The sequence below is a fragment of the Candidatus Pantoea edessiphila genome, assembly GCF_002933335.1.
Taxonomy (GTDB): Bacteria; Pseudomonadota; Gammaproteobacteria; order Enterobacterales; family Enterobacteriaceae; genus Pantoea_C.
On sequence record NZ_PDKS01000002.1, the window covers coordinates 122138 to 137870 of the forward strand.

17 protein-coding genes are annotated in these 15733 nt (G+C 27.4%); 3 read left to right on the top strand and 14 right to left on the bottom strand.

Going from position 1 to position 15733, the window contains the following annotated elements:
* Window positions 1-92: 92 nt before the first annotated feature.
* On the bottom strand, window positions 93-350 hold the full coding sequence (gene rpmA, locus CRV11_RS02155) for a 50S ribosomal protein L27 (protein WP_136131697.1): 258 nt from the start codon (window positions 348-350) through the stop codon (window positions 93-95).
* Window positions 340-675, bottom strand: coding sequence for a 50S ribosomal protein L21 (gene rplU / locus CRV11_RS02160; protein ID WP_136131698.1), 336 nt, complete (start codon window positions 673-675; stop codon window positions 340-342). Before rplU ends, rpmA begins: the two co-directional genes overlap by 11 nt.
* A 193-nt stretch (window positions 676-868) precedes the next feature.
* Here rplU and ispB point away from each other — a divergent pair, with 193 nt between their 5' ends.
* Window positions 869-1840, top strand: coding sequence for an octaprenyl diphosphate synthase (gene ispB / locus CRV11_RS02165; protein WP_136131699.1), 972 nt, complete (start codon window positions 869-871; stop codon window positions 1838-1840).
* A gap of 39 nt (window positions 1841-1879) precedes the next feature.
* Here the strand turns inward: ispB and murA are convergent, their stop codons facing one another.
* Both murA and CRV11_RS02175 read right to left on the bottom strand, forming a co-directional pair.
* Entirely contained in the window at window positions 1880-3136 is a 1257-nt protein-coding gene (gene murA, locus CRV11_RS02170) for a UDP-N-acetylglucosamine 1-carboxyvinyltransferase (RefSeq protein WP_136131700.1), read from the bottom strand.
* A 53-nt stretch (window positions 3137-3189) separates the two neighbouring features.
* Window positions 3190-3447: a BolA family protein gene (locus tag CRV11_RS02175; protein WP_136131701.1), complete on the bottom strand. Its 258-nt coding sequence runs from the start codon at window positions 3445-3447 to the stop codon at window positions 3190-3192.
* Between the two features lie 853 nt (window positions 3448-4300).
* Here CRV11_RS02175 and CRV11_RS02180 point away from each other — a divergent pair.
* On the top strand, window positions 4301-4819 hold the full coding sequence (locus CRV11_RS02180; protein ID WP_158674489.1) for an ATP-binding cassette domain-containing protein: 519 nt from the start codon (window positions 4301-4303) through the stop codon (window positions 4817-4819).
* 317 nt (window positions 4820-5136) lie between these two features.
* Here CRV11_RS02180 and CRV11_RS02185 read toward each other — a convergent pair whose 3' ends face one another.
* The 5 genes from CRV11_RS02185 to zapE all read right to left on the bottom strand — a co-directional run bounded on the left by CRV11_RS02185 (window position 5137) and on the right by zapE (window position 8563).
* Entirely contained in the window at window positions 5137-5631 is a 495-nt protein-coding gene (locus CRV11_RS02185) for a ClpXP protease specificity-enhancing factor (protein WP_136131703.1), read from the bottom strand.
* Between the two features lies 1 nt (window position 5632).
* The gene (sspA, locus tag CRV11_RS02190) at window positions 5633-6274 is read right to left on the bottom strand and encodes a stringent starvation protein SspA (RefSeq protein ID WP_136131704.1); all 642 of its coding nucleotides are present in this window, start codon (window positions 6272-6274) and stop codon (window positions 5633-5635) included.
* Between the two features lie 107 nt (window positions 6275-6381).
* Window positions 6382-6780: a 30S ribosomal protein S9 gene (gene rpsI / locus CRV11_RS02195; RefSeq protein WP_136131705.1), complete on the bottom strand. Its 399-nt coding sequence runs from the start codon at window positions 6778-6780 to the stop codon at window positions 6382-6384.
* A gap of 40 nt (window positions 6781-6820) precedes the next feature.
* On the bottom strand, window positions 6821-7252 hold the full coding sequence (rplM, locus tag CRV11_RS02200) for a 50S ribosomal protein L13 (protein ID WP_136131706.1): 432 nt from the start codon (window positions 7250-7252) through the stop codon (window positions 6821-6823).
* A 192-nt stretch (window positions 7253-7444) separates the two neighbouring features.
* Complete coding sequence (gene zapE, locus CRV11_RS02205) at window positions 7445-8563, bottom strand: cell division protein ZapE (RefSeq protein WP_136131707.1); 1119 nt, start codon at window positions 8561-8563, stop codon at window positions 7445-7447.
* Between the two features lie 511 nt (window positions 8564-9074).
* Here zapE and CRV11_RS02215 point away from each other — a divergent pair.
* Window positions 9075-10664 carry a Do family serine endopeptidase gene (locus CRV11_RS02215; protein ID WP_241974171.1) on the top strand — a complete coding sequence of 530 codons (1590 nt, stop codon included), beginning with the start codon at window positions 9075-9077 and terminating at the stop codon, window positions 10662-10664.
* Window positions 10665-10965: 301 nt separating this feature from the next.
* Here the strand turns inward: CRV11_RS02215 and CRV11_RS02220 are convergent, their stop codons facing one another.
* The 5 genes from CRV11_RS02220 to CRV11_RS02235 form a co-directional block, all read right to left on the bottom strand.
* A complete protein-coding gene (locus CRV11_RS02220) occupies window positions 10966-11187 on the bottom strand; it encodes a hypothetical protein (RefSeq protein WP_136131708.1) in 222 nt (73 codons plus the stop codon).
* A gap of 59 nt (window positions 11188-11246) precedes the next feature.
* Window positions 11247-11393, bottom strand: a complete 147-nt coding sequence (locus CRV11_RS03685) for a hypothetical protein (protein ID WP_158674490.1) — start codon at window positions 11391-11393, stop codon at window positions 11247-11249.
* A 582-nt stretch (window positions 11394-11975) separates the two neighbouring features.
* A complete protein-coding gene (efp, locus tag CRV11_RS02225; protein WP_136131709.1) occupies window positions 11976-12542 on the bottom strand; it encodes an elongation factor P in 567 nt (188 codons plus the stop codon).
* 1005 nt (window positions 12543-13547) lie between these two features.
* On the bottom strand, window positions 13548-15206 hold the full coding sequence (gene groL / locus CRV11_RS02230; protein WP_136131710.1) for a chaperonin GroEL: 1659 nt from the start codon (window positions 15204-15206) through the stop codon (window positions 13548-13550).
* 64 nt (window positions 15207-15270) lie between these two features.
* Entirely contained in the window at window positions 15271-15567 is a 297-nt protein-coding gene (locus CRV11_RS02235; RefSeq protein ID WP_136131711.1) for a co-chaperone GroES, read from the bottom strand.
* Window positions 15568-15733 lie beyond the last annotated feature (166 nt).

The window sequence follows — 15733 nt, forward strand, 5'->3', positions numbered from 1 at the left end:
ATAAATGACATTAAGTAGCATGTAATTAAAATTAATATTAATTTATGCTAAATTAAATATACATAATTGATTTTTAAATCTTCAAATTAGTATTATTCATTAATAATACTAACATATTTTCTATTTTTCGGTCCTTTAAGTTCAAATTTAATGCTTCCGTTTGATAAAGCGAACAAAGTATGATCGCGTCCACATCCCACATTATTACCAGCATGAAACTTAGTACCTCTTTGTCTAATAATTATATTGCCTGCCATAACGAATTCACCTCCAAAGCGCTTTAGACCTAATCTTTTGGAGTGAGAATCTCGTCCATTTCGAGAAGAACCACCAGCTTTTTTATGTGCCAACTTTAAAATCCTCTATTATATTAATATCAGTAATTTTCACTTTAGTAAACCACTGACGATGTCCTTGTTGTTTACGATAATGTTTACGACGCTTAAATTTAATAATTTTAATTTTTTTATCGCGACCGTGATTGATTATCTCTCCTTTAACCGTGCTGTTTAAAACAAATGGTGTGCCAATTTTTATTTTTTTATCTTGTGCAATCATTAAAACATCTTTAAATTGAATAGAATCTCCAATTTTAAAATTTAATTTTTCTAATTGAATAACTTGACCTACAATTGCTTTATATTGTTTACCACAACTCTGAAAAACCGCATACATATAAAATTCACCTTTAACTATTGTTTAGTTATAAAGATATCATGAAAAATTGAATTTTACACAAATAATCAAATTAAAACAATATTACAACTTAATAATACTAAAAAAAAGAAAATTAATATTAATATATTGAATATAATTTTGATATATTATATTAATTAATATATTATTCAATCAATTAATAAAATAAAAAATGAATTTAGAACAAATAAATAAACTCATACAAAGAGAGATGAATGATGTTAACCAAATAATTATTAGTAATTTGGATTCTAATGTTTCGCTTATAAACAAACTTGGATTACATATCATTAATAGCGGAGGAAAACGTATACGTCCTATAATTGCAATATTATCTGCTCGTTCTGTTGATTATCAAGGTAAACTTCATATAACTAATGCAGCATTGATAGAATTCATCCATACAGCTACATTGTTACACGATGATGTAGTAGATAAATCTTGTATGCGACGTGGAAAAATTACAGCTAACATAGAATTTGGAAATTCATATAGTGTATTAGTAGGAGACCTGATGTATGCTAAAGCTTTTCAGATAATGGCTAGTATAGGATCAATGAAAATTGTTTCTTTAATATCAAAAGCAATACACATAATAATAGAAGGAGAAGTATTACAATTAATTAATTGTAAAAATTTAAATATTTCAGAAGAGGATTACATGAATGTAATTTATAATAAAACAGCATGTTTGTTTGAAATAGCAGCACAAAGTTCTGCTATTATTTCAAATGCTGATTCAATAAAAGAAAAAGCACTAAAAAAATATGGCATGCATCTAGGTATAGCTTTCCAATTAATTGATGATATTTTAGATTATTGTTCAAATAACAAAAAATTAGGTAAGAATATAGGGAATGATTTAAAAGAAGGTAAAATTACATTACCTTTATTGCATGCTATAAAAAATAGCACTTCTCAACAAAAAAAGATTATCTATGAATCAATAATAGAAGGCAATAATATTCCGTTTATGCAACCAATATATAATATAATGAAACAATATGGCTCATTAGAATGGACTCGCATCCGAGCAGAACAGGAAGCAAAAAAAGCTATATATGCCTTAAATTTTTTACCAAAAAGTCCATGGCGTACTGCTTTAAAAGCTATTGCTAATATTTCAATTAATAGAAATTATTAAAAATATAAATGTTCATTTATAATGAATTTAATTAAAAAATTACTTGCTATCTATCCTTTTTATTACAGCTCCTATGGAAGTTAGTTTGTTTTCTATATTCTCATAACCTCGATCTATATGATAAATATCATCAATTATTGTAGTGCCCTTTGCAACACAACCTGCCAATACTAAACTTACCGCAGATCTTAAGTCAGTAGCTTTTACTTTTGTACCTTGTAAACTATTTACTCCTTGAAAAATAGCATAATTAGATCTTATTGTTATATTAGCTCCCATACGTATCAGTTCTGGAATATACATAAATCTATTCTCAAATATGGTTTCTTTGACAATACTTTTACCTTCTGCTACTACATTTAACAAACTAAATTGAGATTGCATATCAGTAGGAAATCCAGGATAAGGTGCAGTATCAATGTTTAAGGCTTTTGGGCGACCTTGCATTTTAAGACTAATCCAATCCACTCCAATTTTAATATCGGCTCCTGCTTCATAAAGCTTTGATAATATAACATTAAGTAAATTGGGTAATGTATTAAAGCAAGTAACATGACCTCCTGAAACGGCAGCAGCTATAAGAAATGTACCAGTTTCTATTCTATCAGGTAAAATACGATATACTCCTCCTGATAAATTTGTTACTCCTTCAATGGTAATTACATTACTACCTGCACCTTTAATTTTAGCACCTATAGTATTAAGAAAATTTGCTGTATCAACAATTTCAGGCTCTTTAGCAGCATTTTTAATTATTGTTATTCCAGATACTAATGTAGCTGTAATCATAATTGTAATAGTAGCACCAACGCTAATTGATTCCATAGAAATATAGGCGCCTTTTAATTGGTTATCTATTTGAGCTTTTATAGAGTTTTTTTCTAAATTAATTTCAGCACCTAATTTCCTAAGACCTTTAATATGTAAATCAATTGGTCTTTTACCAATAGCACAACCTCCTGGAAGTAAAATTTCTCCACAACCAAATCTTATTAATAAAGGACCTAAAGCCCAAATAGAAGCTCTCATAGTAGTTACTGTGCTAAAAAGAGCTTTATAGTTATTAACTGTACTGGTATCTATATATATAGAAGAACTACGTTTAATTGTTGCACCTAATTTTCTGAGAATTTGTATGGCAGTATCAATATCACTTAAACTTGGTACATTTTGTAGCTCTATCGGTTTTGTAGTTAATAAAGTTGCAAATAAAATAGGTAATGCTGAATTTTTTGCTCCAGAAATAAATATTTCACCATTTAAACATGTAGGCCCTTGTACATAAAATTTTTCCATTAACAATATACCTAAATTAGGTATTATCTATGATAATACTAATGTATTAATAATTAAATATTATTACGTTGTTTATTTTTAGACCATTCTTTAGGGGTATAAGTCTTTATAGAAACAGCATGGATTGTCTTATTTGCTATATATTCAGCTAATGGTTTATAAACTAGTTGTTGTTTTTGGACATAATTCAGTGTACTGAATACTTCACCAATAGCTATTATTTTGAAATAATTATCACTGTCACTAGTTACATAAACCTTTTCTAAAGGTAATGATGTTATTAACAAAGATTGAATATCATTTACTTTCATTTTTTTATTTCACTGTAATTTTAAATTATTTCAAATATTTTTAAGTATTTAAATTGTTTAATATATAAAAATATATCATTTTTAACACTATATAAATAGTGTCCCATATTTATCATAAAATAATAAATAAGCTATTTTATTTATCAGACTTGTTTTTAATAAAAAATTTTTACATTTAGTTAATTCCATATATAGTATAATATTGTTATCAGTTAATAATAATATAAAATTTTATCAACAGCATTTTTCTTGAGTAAAGATTTATAAAGAAATCTCAAATATTATTAATTGATATTGTCTAGATACCCTAAAAATACAATCGAAAATTCTACTTTAAAAAATATAAAATATTCAATAAGCAATTATTGATTAGAAAAATATTTTTATATTTTCACAAAAAATATGTAATCAAGTAATTATTGTAATTAAATTTTTAATATTTAAAATCAATACCATACAAGATAGTGTCTGATGTTATATCAAGTATCTACCAGTAATGAAAATATCTTAAAATTTAATTGATTAAGTTATAAATATTAATGATTAATGATCTATAATTGGGAGCACTATGTTTTCTACTTTTTATTTAAATTAGCTTATATTACTATATAAAAGTTATATTTTTAATATTTTGCAATTATAACAAATACATATAGCAATATAATGTATCTTAATTTTAAGATTATAAGCTCAAATTAAATTGATTTAATCCTTATGTTATTCTTAATAAAATATAAATTGTATATTTATAATAAATATAATGTGAATTATCTTAATATAAATAAACAATAGATAATATATATAGTTATATATAAAACAAACGAATTGTTTATCATTTTAAATGATTTGTAATATGTCAATATTAATCGCAAAAGATCTAGTTAAAATATATGAAGGTAGAAATATAGTAGACAATATAAGTTTACATGTAAAATCTAGAGAGGTAGTTGGTTTATTAGGTCCTAAAAATTCGGGTAAGACCACTGTGTGTTATATGTTGATAGGTACAGTACCAATTAGTAAAGGAAAAATAATTTTAAATAAAAATGATATAAATATGTTATCTTTATACAATCGCAATCAATTAGGTGTCGGATATCTTCCTAAAGAACCTTCCATATTTCGTAACTTAAATGTTTATAATAATATTTTTTCTATATTGCAAATTAGAAATGATATACAAGAAGGAAAACATCATATTTATGCTAATAACTTAATAAAAGAATTACATATAGAGCATTTAATTAGTAATATGGGAAAAGAATTATTTGGTATTAATAGAAAAATAGTAGAAATTGCTCGTACATTAGCTGCAAACCCTAAGTTTATTATAATTGACAACCATTTGCAGATATTGATAAAACTGCAATAAAAAACCTAGAAGAAATTATTAATCATTTAACCGAAATAGAAATAGGCGTATTAATTACTTCCCAAAACTGTATTGCAACATTGAAAATTTGTAAACGTGCTTATATATTAATTGAAGGAAAAATTATGATGCATTTTAATTAATTAAAATATTATTTAATATACCTATTTTGGTTACTAATATTAAAACTAGTAACCCTAATACTACTGTGATTTATTAATTTTATTTATCGATAACAGATAATGAGGTTTACATTTTTATAACATATATATGATAAACAACCATTTAATGGTATCAAATTTAAAATTAATAATACATTATTTTATAATACGCAAATAAGGATGTTTTTTGTTTGGATTTTTTTTGGCATGATCTTCATCGTTATTTTTGGTTTCCTTATTAAATCTCTCTTCAATATTTTGGGTGTTTTCTATTAATGACATTTTGATTTTCTTGTGAACGTTCAAATTATTTTGAGATAACAGTTCATTATTAGACTCAAATATAGTGCCTATACCATTTTCATTAGCATATATTGCTAAAACTGCTTCTATAGGAATATTGATGTGATGTATAATTCCATTAAAGCGCGCATTAAACGAAATATTATTATTACCTAAATCTAAATTTTTTATAGCATTTGGTTCAATATTTAATATAATTTGTCCATCAGAAGTATATGTAAGTGGTACTTCAACTTCTGGCAAGCTAGTATCTACCAATATATAAGGTGTCAATTGATTATCTACTAACCAAGCATAAAAAGCACGTAATAAATAAGGACGAACAGTAGTCATTTTTATATTTTCCATACTAACCCCTAATTTGTGAACACATTTCACGTTCAACTTCAGTTAATGAAGCAAGAAAAGAATCCCGGCTAAAAATACGTTTCATATATTCCTTCAGATCATTACAATACATATCGTTCATATTAATACCTAGTAAAGGTAAACGCCATAGTAATGGAGCTAAATAGCAATCCACCAAACTAAACTCTTCACTCATAAAAAATGGAGTATGACTAAATAAAGGAGAAATTTCCAATATTTCTTTGCGTAATTTACTAGAAGCTATTGCAGATTCATTACCTACATTGTTTTCTATAATATTCATCATACTATACCAATCACAATTAATTCTATGCATCATTAAACGACTTTCCCCCCTTGCTATTGGATAAACTGGCATTAATGGAGGATGAGGAAATCTTTCATCTAAGTACTCCATTATTATACGTGATTCATATAAAATTAATTCACGATCTACAAGGGTAGGAACTGTTCCATAAGGATTGATTTTAATTAGATCTTTAGGTGGATTATCCATTCTAATCTGCTCAATTTCTACATTTATACTTTTTTCGGCTAAAACAATACGTACTTGATGACTAAAAACGTCAGCAGGACCAGAAAATAACGTCATTACAGAACGTTTATTAGCAGCTACTGCCATTAAAACCTCCATTTATTATTTTAAATAGGTCTTTCATAAAAATATAAAATTTCTAAGCACATCAAAAACAAAAAAACCTGCTTAGCAGGTTTTTTTGTTGATGATCCTCATCGTTTTGAAAATTGTGGACTGCGTCTTGCTTTACGTAAACCTACTTTCTTACGTTCAACTTGGCGCGCATCACGAGTAAGGAGACCAGCTTTACGAAGTTCACCGTGTAGCATGTCATCATATTTTATTAAAGCACGAGTAATACCATGACGAATTGCTCCAGCTTGACCAGATACTCCTCCACCTTTGACTGTAATATATAGATCTAATTTATCAGTTAAATTAACTAGATCCAAAGGTTGTAAAACAACCATACAAGAATTTCTTCTGCCAAAATATTCTTCTAAGGATCGTTTATTTATAGAAATTTTACCACTACCAGGTTTAATAAATACTCGAGCGGATGAACTCTTTCGACGACCAGTACCATAATTATAGCCCTGAACTTCAGCCATTACTTTTCTCTATTTTAAATATCAAAAATTATTTTATGTTTTAAATATTAAGGAATTGCAATTTTTGTGATATATAGTTATGCTTATCATTACTTGAATAAACTTTCAATTTACGATACATAGCATTTCCTATCTTATTTTTCGGAAGCATTCCCTTAACTGCGATCTTAATTATACGATTAGGAGAACGAATAATCATTTCTTTAAAAGTGGATTTTTTAATACCACCAGGATAACCACTATGGTGGTAATAAATTTTATTAGAACGCTTATTACCAGTTGTTATTATTTTATCAGCGTTTAAAACAATAATGTAATCACCTGTATCAACGTGAGGAGTATATTCCACTTTATGTTTACCTATTAGGCGACGCGCTATTTCACTTGCTAAACGACCTAAAATCTTACCAGAAGCGTCAACAAAATAACTACCATGTTTAATGGTTTCTTTTTTAGCTGTAAAAGTTTTCATTAAAATTTACCTAAAATATAGATTTGATATGGATAAAACTCTAATTATTTTAAGCAAAATATTATATTTTAATTTTCTGCTAATAATTAAACCATTTAGAATATCAGATATATAATAAAAATATTATAATAAGCCTATTATAAAGAATTAATTTATAAAAATCGAATTTTATTTTTCATATGTAATAAAATATTAATTAGGTGATTGAAAATAATTTTCGCTTTGCATTTCTTCTAAACGTGATAAGCAACGTTTATATTCGAATTTTAGATGTGTACCCTGATAGATATTCAACTTATCCGTTTCTGCAGAAACTATTAATTTAATATTATTAACATATAACTCGTCTATTAATAATAAAAACCTTTTTGCTTCATTCTCGTTATGATATTTCATAATAGGAATATTATGTATTAATATACTGTGAAAAATACGCGATAATTTCATATAATCATGGTGGCTACGTCCATCACCACAAATTGATTGAAAATCAATTGATAGTACACCATTACTATTACCAAGTACTACTATATCACGATAATTAATTCGTATCATAGAATTTTTAAGTTTATTACCTGATAAAATATTGAACATTTTTTCCATATAATTACATGATTTTTCGTTAAGTGGACATTTCCATAAACAAATAGATTTGATATGGCGAGTTCTATAATCAATTCCGGAATTCATGTTAATTATCTTAAAATATTTTTGAATGTTTTCAATGGTGATTAACCAAATACTGTTTTCTAAACATTTAAGATTTAATTTTTCGATATTTATATTAGAAGTTATTATTAAAATAACTTCTCTTTTCAATAGTTCTTGAATTAAAGTATTAATTATAATAGCATCGCTATTGTCAGATATATAAAATTCATCGATAAATAAAATATCTATTTTAAATTTTAATTGATGAGCAATTATTAATAATGGATTATTATGACCTTGCAACACCTTCATTTTTTCACGAACGTATAATATAAACCTACAAAAATGAAAATGTATTTTGCGATTACTAGAAATAGAGCTAAAAAATAAAGATGCTATCCAAGTTTTTCCACACCCTGGTTCACCCCATAAATATACACCTCGTGTTGTTAGCTTTATTTCTTCTCTGTTTTTTTTAGTCAATCGTATTAAAATTTTTAAAAATTTTTTGAAATTAAAATATTTAACTCTCTGATTATCAAATAAAGTTTTATAAAATCTATTTAAGATAGTTATAGTTTTATACTGTACTTCATCGAATTTAAATTGATTTAACAATATTGCTTTTTTATATAAAAGAATTAAAGATAAATTTTTCATGGTTTCTCTAAATCATTGAAATATTTATTTATAGATACTAATCATTAAAAAATAATATTATTACAGTAATTATACAAATGCACTTTAGTTATCAATTGGTGTATTTACGTCAACAAATTTAGATTTTTTAATTAACAAAATTAATATGTTATCATGGTAACTTATATATAGTTGCTTATTTTAATAATTAATATATCAATTATTTTATAATAAAATTTTAAAAAATAATTATTTTTAGGAAACGGTAAATGATTAAATAATAAAATTATTAGGTACAAAAAATACAATAAATCAATCATTCAATTGACTGATTGCTAAATACAAAAAAAACAAAAATATTTTAACAAAATAAATGTTTGAAAGGTTCATATAATATGTTAAGTAATAACAATATCAATTAATTACTTATTTATATATATAATTTAATTATACATTTAATTACATAAACATTACATTAAAATATTAAATTTTATCTTACACCTTACTATAAAAGCGAGAGAGCGTTGTAGAAATGAAAAAAAAAATGAGATTGTTTCATTTACTATTTTTAAGTATCTGGCTTAACTTTATTGTCTTTCTAAATGTAGCGGTATCTTCACCAATAAAAATTAGAGACAATATAACTCCTAGTCTAGCACCGATATTAGAAAAAGTATTACCAGCAGTGGTAACTGTATATATTGAAGGGGATATAGAAGATTCACAAGAAATGGATTTTTATCAGAGGTTTCATGGCTTCATTAGACAAAACCCATTTGATAGCCACGATCTATTTAATAATCCAGACCCATTTGATCATCTAGACCAATTTGGTCATCCAGACCCATTTGATCATCTAGACCAATTTGGTCATCCAGACCCATTTGGTCATCTAGACCCATTTGGTCATCCAGACCCATTTGGTCATCTAGACCCATTTGGTCATCCAGACCCATTTAGTCATCTAGACACATTTGGTAGACAAGATTCATTTGATATTGATGATATACCTAAAAAATTTAAAGGATTAGGATCTGGTATAATCATAAATGCAAATAAGGGTTATATATTAACTAATTATCATGTGATAAATGGAGCAAAAAACATTTACGTTAGATTAACAGATCATAGTGAATATGATGCTACCTTAATTGGATATGATCAAAATTCTGATATTGCTTTAATTAAAATTGATGGTGCAAAAAAACTTACCCAAGTAAAAATATCAAATTCTAATATCCAAGTAGGAGATTTTGTAATAGCTATTGGTAATCCTTTTGGTTTAGGTCAAACTGCAACCTCTGGAATTATTTCAGCAGTAGGTCGAAGCGGTTTCAATGTAGAAGGAATAGAAAGTTTTATTCAGACAGATGCTTCTATTAATAAAGGTAGTTCCGGAGGGGCATTAATAAATTTAAATGGTGAATTAATTGGTATCAACACAGCAATATTATCATCAAACGGTAGTAATATGGGTATTGGTTTTGCAATACCTAGTGATATAGCAATAAATTTTGCACAACAGTTAATAAAATATGGCAAAATAAACAGAAGTATGCTAGGTGTTAAAGGTACTGAAATTACTATTGATATGGCAAAAACATTAAATTTACATGATCACCATGGTGTATTTATCACAGAAGTAATGCCTGATTCAGCTGCACAAAAAGCAGGTATTAAATCAGGTGATATAATTACGTTAATTAATCAAAAACCTATAAACAATTTTAATGAATTACATGTTAAAATTGGCCTGTTAGCACCAGGAGAAAATATAAAACTTGTTGTAATAAGAAATGGAAAAATATTATCTCTGAATGTTAATCTTAAAAAGAATGCACTAAAAACTCTTTGCAAAAAAAGTATATTTACAATATTACCTGGAGCTGCCCTTAAAAATGGTCGAACAAAAAGTGGTCAAAAAGGTATTATTGTCACAGATGTTGAAGAAAACACAACAGCAGATAAATTAGGATTAAGAAAAAATGATGTAATTATAAGTATTAACCGTAAGCGTACAAATATTATTGATGATATGGCGAAAATACTCAAAAGCAATCCATCTATGTTAGCCATTAATATAATAAGAGACAATGAAAATATCTATTTATTATTGAGGTAAAGATTGATAAATTAGCGGATACATTTTTATTTTATATGGTATCCGCTTTAATATAAATTAAATCCAAGACACAATATTATCGATGTATATAAATTATAGTTTATCTTTTTTTTAGAATTAATTAGAAAATATAAACAATCAACAACGATATATAGGAAAGATGATTACTCCATTTATTGATTTCGCATTAAATGCGAATAGAATTATTTATTCTATCTATACCCGTTGCTACTTTTGAACATTTAGGCATACTTTTTTCTGCGCTTCTATCAGATTATCATCGATCAGATTTATTTGTAAATCATTTTATACGCATTTGGTTGTCTATTTTAAAATTTCTAATACGTTTTTTAAAATCAGTTGACCCAACACACCCATTTTCAATTCCTTTATAGTATATTTCGAATCGTTCTGCTATACGATAATCTTTTCTATTGATTTCTGATAATATTGATTGATTAGCTAGAATATGATAAATAAAACAGGGCCTATTTTTACCAATATTAGGCTCAATACTACTCATAAACATTAACATCAATATTTTATTAACATCTTTTTCAATGATTATTAAATTACCGTTATCTAATTTATAGCAATTTTATAAAATTCTGTTAAATCAGCATCAAGCGGATCTAAATCAAAATATTGAAGAAAAATATTTTGATAAGAAATAAAATCTGCACTATCAAAACCTAAAATAAATTGTAATAAGTCATTTATTCTACCCATCAAAAAAACATATTACATTTAGTACGAATACTATTCTAAGATATTAAATTCTGTATTATGATAACATCCAATTTATTTCTTGCGAAAACTATGTTCTATTTGATAAATAGGACACTACCTGATGCTAGTTATGATATTCGGGACTAGTTGTTAACCAAAAATTACTTTTTTTAAATTATAATTAATTAATTTAGTTTCAAAAGGTACAATATAACCATCGATGGTTGTTCTTCCACTTGTTATAGGTGTTTCAACTTCTAATATACCATTTTTAGAAAAAAATTTTAATATTTAGAATAATATTAGCTTTTTTAATAAATATCTCTGTTGATATACTAGGTTGCTAAGTTAATTGTTCAGTCATATGTAGTGTTTCTTCATAAAAACAGAACTAATTAAATTACCTTGAGTTTTTGACCATTAAAATAATGGTGATAAAATTTGGTTTTAAATACAAACATTTTCAATAAAAAACAACTGTATTATTAGTATTTATTATAACTAATAACTTATACATATTATAAATAAATATATTGATAATAATATTGAAATAAGAGATGAATCTGAATTATTAAATATCAATCACTTAATACGAGAAACATATTCTCCGGAACGTGTGTCAACTTTAATAGTTTCTCCTGTTTTTAAAAACAATGGTACTTTAATAACGGCACCTGTAGATAAAATAGCCAATTTACTACTAGTGCCAACGGTATCTCCTTTTAAACCTGGATCAGTTCTAATAATTTTTACTTCTATAAATTTAGGAACTTGAATATTAATAGGTGTTTCATTCCACAACGTGATAATATATTCAACATTTTCCTGCATCCATTTAGTAGACTCACCTATAGTTTTTTTATGAACTTGTAAATGTTCAAAATTTTCAGGATACATAAAATAATAAAATTCATTATCATTATATAAGTATATTAGTTTAGTATCCATGATATCTGCAGATTGCAAAGAATCTGTAGATTTAAATGTCTTTTCGATTCTAGTACCTGTTAGCAATCGCCGCATTTTAACACGCACAAACGCCTGTCCTTTCCCTGGTTTAACAAATTCACTAGATTCTATAGCATATGGTTCATTATCAAAAATAATTTTCAAACCATTACGAAAATTATTACTAAAATAAGTTATCATGTTGGTTCCATATAAATTGATAATGGAAAACATTAAAAGTGGTAAATATTACAAAGATAAATCAATCTTATAAAAAAAGCAAACTGGTTGAAATAGCTTACTAATATTACAACTGAACTAAAAAATTATTCAAAATATTAGAATTAGATCATCTAATGTATACTCAATAAATATGTTGATTTTAATAATCAGTTGTTAATAGGACCAGAAAAAATACTAGTATAAATACACTACTTTTACAAGTTTTAATTGACCAATAAAGAATTACTTGAAATTTCTGATTACAGTGAAGTTCTTTTAAAAGAACAATATAACAAAATACCTTATAAGCATAAAATAGAATTATCTTGTTATTAACAAGTGGTTGCGTTATTCATTGCAGATACTGTTATAAACGTTATTTTCCTTATAAAAATCAAGGGAATAAAATTAATTGGAAAAAGCAATTAGATTATATTCATTTTAATAATGAAATAAATTAAATTGTTTTTCGTGAGGGATCCTTTAATTGATAAAGATCATAAATCAAAATGGATTATTAATAAAGTAGAAAATGTACCATATCTACAAAAATTAAGAATCCACATTTGTTTTTCGATAGTGATTCCATCACGTATAACTAGTCAATTATGCCAAATATTACATTAAGCAAGACTAAAAATAATATTAGTTACACATATTAACCATTCCCAAGAAATAAACGAAGAAGTATTCGATTCAATATCTAAACTAAAGAGAATAGGAATTGCCTTACTATATATCTTAGATTAAGATACAAGGAGCAGCACATGTTTACGTGAAGAAAAATAAAATTGTTTTACTTGCCTGGTTATATAGTACTATATCTTAATCAACAAGATAACTAAAATATCAAAATAAAAAACTAACTACTGTTAAATATTAAATAAAAATGTGAAACAAATTCCCTCTAATCAACTATTATTGATCAGAGGGGTAATAAAACCTAAATTTATTTAAATAGCAATAATAGATAGTAAAAAACAATTACATCATACCACCCATGCCACCCATACCACCCATACCAGGAGCACTACCAGCACCACCACTTAAGTCAGGAGAGTTGCTTTTTGGCAAATCAGTAACCATACATTCAGTAGTAATCATTAAACCAGCAACGGATGCTGCGTATTGAAGAGCAGACCTAGTTACTTTAGTTGGATCTAATATGCCGAAATCAATCATATTTCCATATTCTTCAGTTTGTGCATTATAGCCGTAATTACCATTACCAGCTTTAACATTATTTGTAACTACAGAGGGTTCTTCACCAGCGTTAGCAACTATTTGACGCAATGGCGCTTCCATTGCACGTAATGCAACTTTAATGCCAACATTTTGGTCTTCATTTTGACCTGTTAAATCAACCAATTGTACAGCAACACGTACTAAAGCTACACCACCTCCCGAAACAACACCTTCTTCAACTGCTGCTCGAGTTGCATGCAATGCATCCTCAACACGAGCTTTTTTCTCTTTCATTTCTACTTCAGTTGCTGCACCAACTTTTAAAACAGCAACTCCACCTGCTAATTTTGCGACTCTTTCTTGTAATTTTTCTTTATCGTAGTCAGATGTAGCTTCTTCTATTTGTTGGCGAATTTGAGATACACGTCCTTGAATTTCTTTTTCTTTTCCCATACCATCGATGATAGTAGTGGTGTCTTTATTAATAACAACACGCTTAGCTTGACCCAGGTCTTCCAAAACGGTTTTTTCAAGTTCTAAACCTATTTCTTCTGATATAACTGTACCACCAGTTAAAATAGCAATATCTTGCAACATTGCTTTGCGACGATCACCAAAACCTGGAGCTTTAACTGCAGCTACTTTAACAATACCGCGCATAGTGTTGACAACTAAAGTAGCTAATGCTTCGCCTTCTACATCTTCTGCAATAATTAATAATGATTTCCCAGATTTTGCAACAGATTCTAGTATAGGCAACATTTCACGAATGTTGGAAATTTTTTTATCTGCTAGTAAAATAAAAGGATTTTCTAGTTCAACAGCGCCAGTTTCCGCTTTATTTATAAAATAAGGAGATAAATATCCTCGATCAAATTGCATACCTTCAACTACATCTAGTTCATCCTGTAATCCATTTCCTTCTTCTACTGTAATAACACCTTCCTTACCAACTTTTTCCATTGCTTGAGCTATCAAAGTACCTACACTTTCATCTGAGTTAGCAGATATGGTACCAACTTGTGCTATAGCTTTAGGATCAGAGCAAGGGACAGAAAGTTCTTTTAATTTTTCAACTGCTGCAATTACTGCTCTATCAATCCCACGTTTTAGATCCATAGGATTCATACCTGCTGCTACAGCTTTCAAACCTTCGTTCACAATAGATTGTGCTAGAACTGTAGCGGTTGTAGTACCATCTCCAGCTGCATCATTTGCCTTAGAAGCTACTTCTTTTACCATCTGAGCACCCATATTTTCGAATTTGTCTTCTAATTCTATCTCACGGGCAACAGAAACTCCATCTTTAGTAATAGCTGGAGCACCAAAAGATTTATCTAAGATTACGTTTCTACCTTTTGGACCTAAAGTTACTTTCACTGCATCTGCCAGTACATTTACGCCACGCAGCATTTTTACACGTGCGTCATTACTGAATTTTACGTCTTTAGCTGCCATTTCAAATATTCCTCAAACTTCGTTTTATTCAGTGAACTATGCATAAAATTTTCAAGCTTAATTGTTAACAATTTTCGACTATTGCTAAAATATCACTCTCATTGATGATCAATACTTCTTCTTCATTAATTTTTTCAGTTTTAGCACCATAACTTTCATTGAATATTACTACATTACCAACCTTTACGTCCAAAGGTTTTACTTGACCATTTTCAAGAATACGACCCTTGCCAACAGCTAGTATTTTTCCACGAGTGGATTTAGATGCTGCTGAACCAGTTAGCATGATACCACCGGACGATTTGGCTTCGACTTCTTCACGCTTGACGATAACGCGATCGTGCAATGGACGAATTTTCATTTGATAGTTCTCCTTCAAGTAAGAAATCCAATCATTTTATTTTGTTTGGTGAATACCGACCAAATGGCTTTTAGCCTTGCTGGTTAAATAAATAGGGACATGAATTAATCCTTTCAAGGGGTAATAACAATAAAATTTTACAAAAACAATACAACTTATTGTTTTA

Excerpts from the sequence above, each read along its gene's own strand:
- CRV11_RS02235 (WP_136131711.1), bottom strand. The coding sequence starts at position 15,567 with ATGAAAATTCGTCCATTGCACGATCGCGTTATCGTCAAGCGTGAAGAA.
- CRV11_RS02175 (WP_136131701.1), bottom strand. The coding sequence starts at position 3,447 with ATGAAAGTAAATGATATTCAATCTTTGTTAATAACATCATTACCTTTA.
- rpsI (WP_136131705.1), bottom strand. The coding sequence starts at position 6,780 with ATGGCTGAAGTTCAGGGCTATAATTATGGTACTGGTCGTCGAAAGAGT.
- CRV11_RS02220 (WP_136131708.1), bottom strand. The coding sequence starts at position 11,187 with ATGAGTAGTATTGAGCCTAATATTGGTAAAAATAGGCCCTGTTTTATT.
- rplU (WP_136131698.1), bottom strand. The coding sequence starts at position 675 with ATGTATGCGGTTTTTCAGAGTTGTGGTAAACAATATAAAGCAATTGTA.
- zapE (WP_136131707.1), bottom strand. The coding sequence starts at position 8,563 with ATGAAAAATTTATCTTTAATTCTTTTATATAAAAAAGCAATATTGTTA.
- sspA (WP_136131704.1), bottom strand. The coding sequence starts at position 6,274 with ATGGCAGTAGCTGCTAATAAACGTTCTGTAATGACGTTATTTTCTGGT.
- efp (WP_136131709.1), bottom strand. The coding sequence starts at position 12,542 with ATGATAACTTATTTTAGTAATAATTTTCGTAATGGTTTGAAAATTATT.
- rplM (WP_136131706.1), bottom strand. The coding sequence starts at position 7,252 with ATGAAAACTTTTACAGCTAAAAAAGAAACCATTAAACATGGTAGTTAT.
- CRV11_RS02180 (WP_158674489.1), top strand. The coding sequence starts at position 4,301 with ATGTCAATATTAATCGCAAAAGATCTAGTTAAAATATATGAAGGTAGA.
- CRV11_RS03685 (WP_158674490.1), bottom strand. The coding sequence starts at position 11,393 with ATGGGTAGAATAAATGACTTATTACAATTTATTTTAGGTTTTGATAGT.
- CRV11_RS02185 (WP_136131703.1), bottom strand. The coding sequence starts at position 5,631 with ATGGAAAATATAAAAATGACTACTGTTCGTCCTTATTTATTACGTGCT.
- murA (WP_136131700.1), bottom strand. The coding sequence starts at position 3,136 with ATGGAAAAATTTTATGTACAAGGGCCTACATGTTTAAATGGTGAAATA.
- ispB (WP_136131699.1), top strand. The coding sequence starts at position 869 with ATGAATTTAGAACAAATAAATAAACTCATACAAAGAGAGATGAATGAT.
- CRV11_RS02215 (WP_241974171.1), top strand. The coding sequence starts at position 9,075 with ATGAAAAAAAAAATGAGATTGTTTCATTTACTATTTTTAAGTATCTGG.
- groL (WP_136131710.1), bottom strand. The coding sequence starts at position 15,206 with ATGGCAGCTAAAGACGTAAAATTCAGTAATGACGCACGTGTAAAAATG.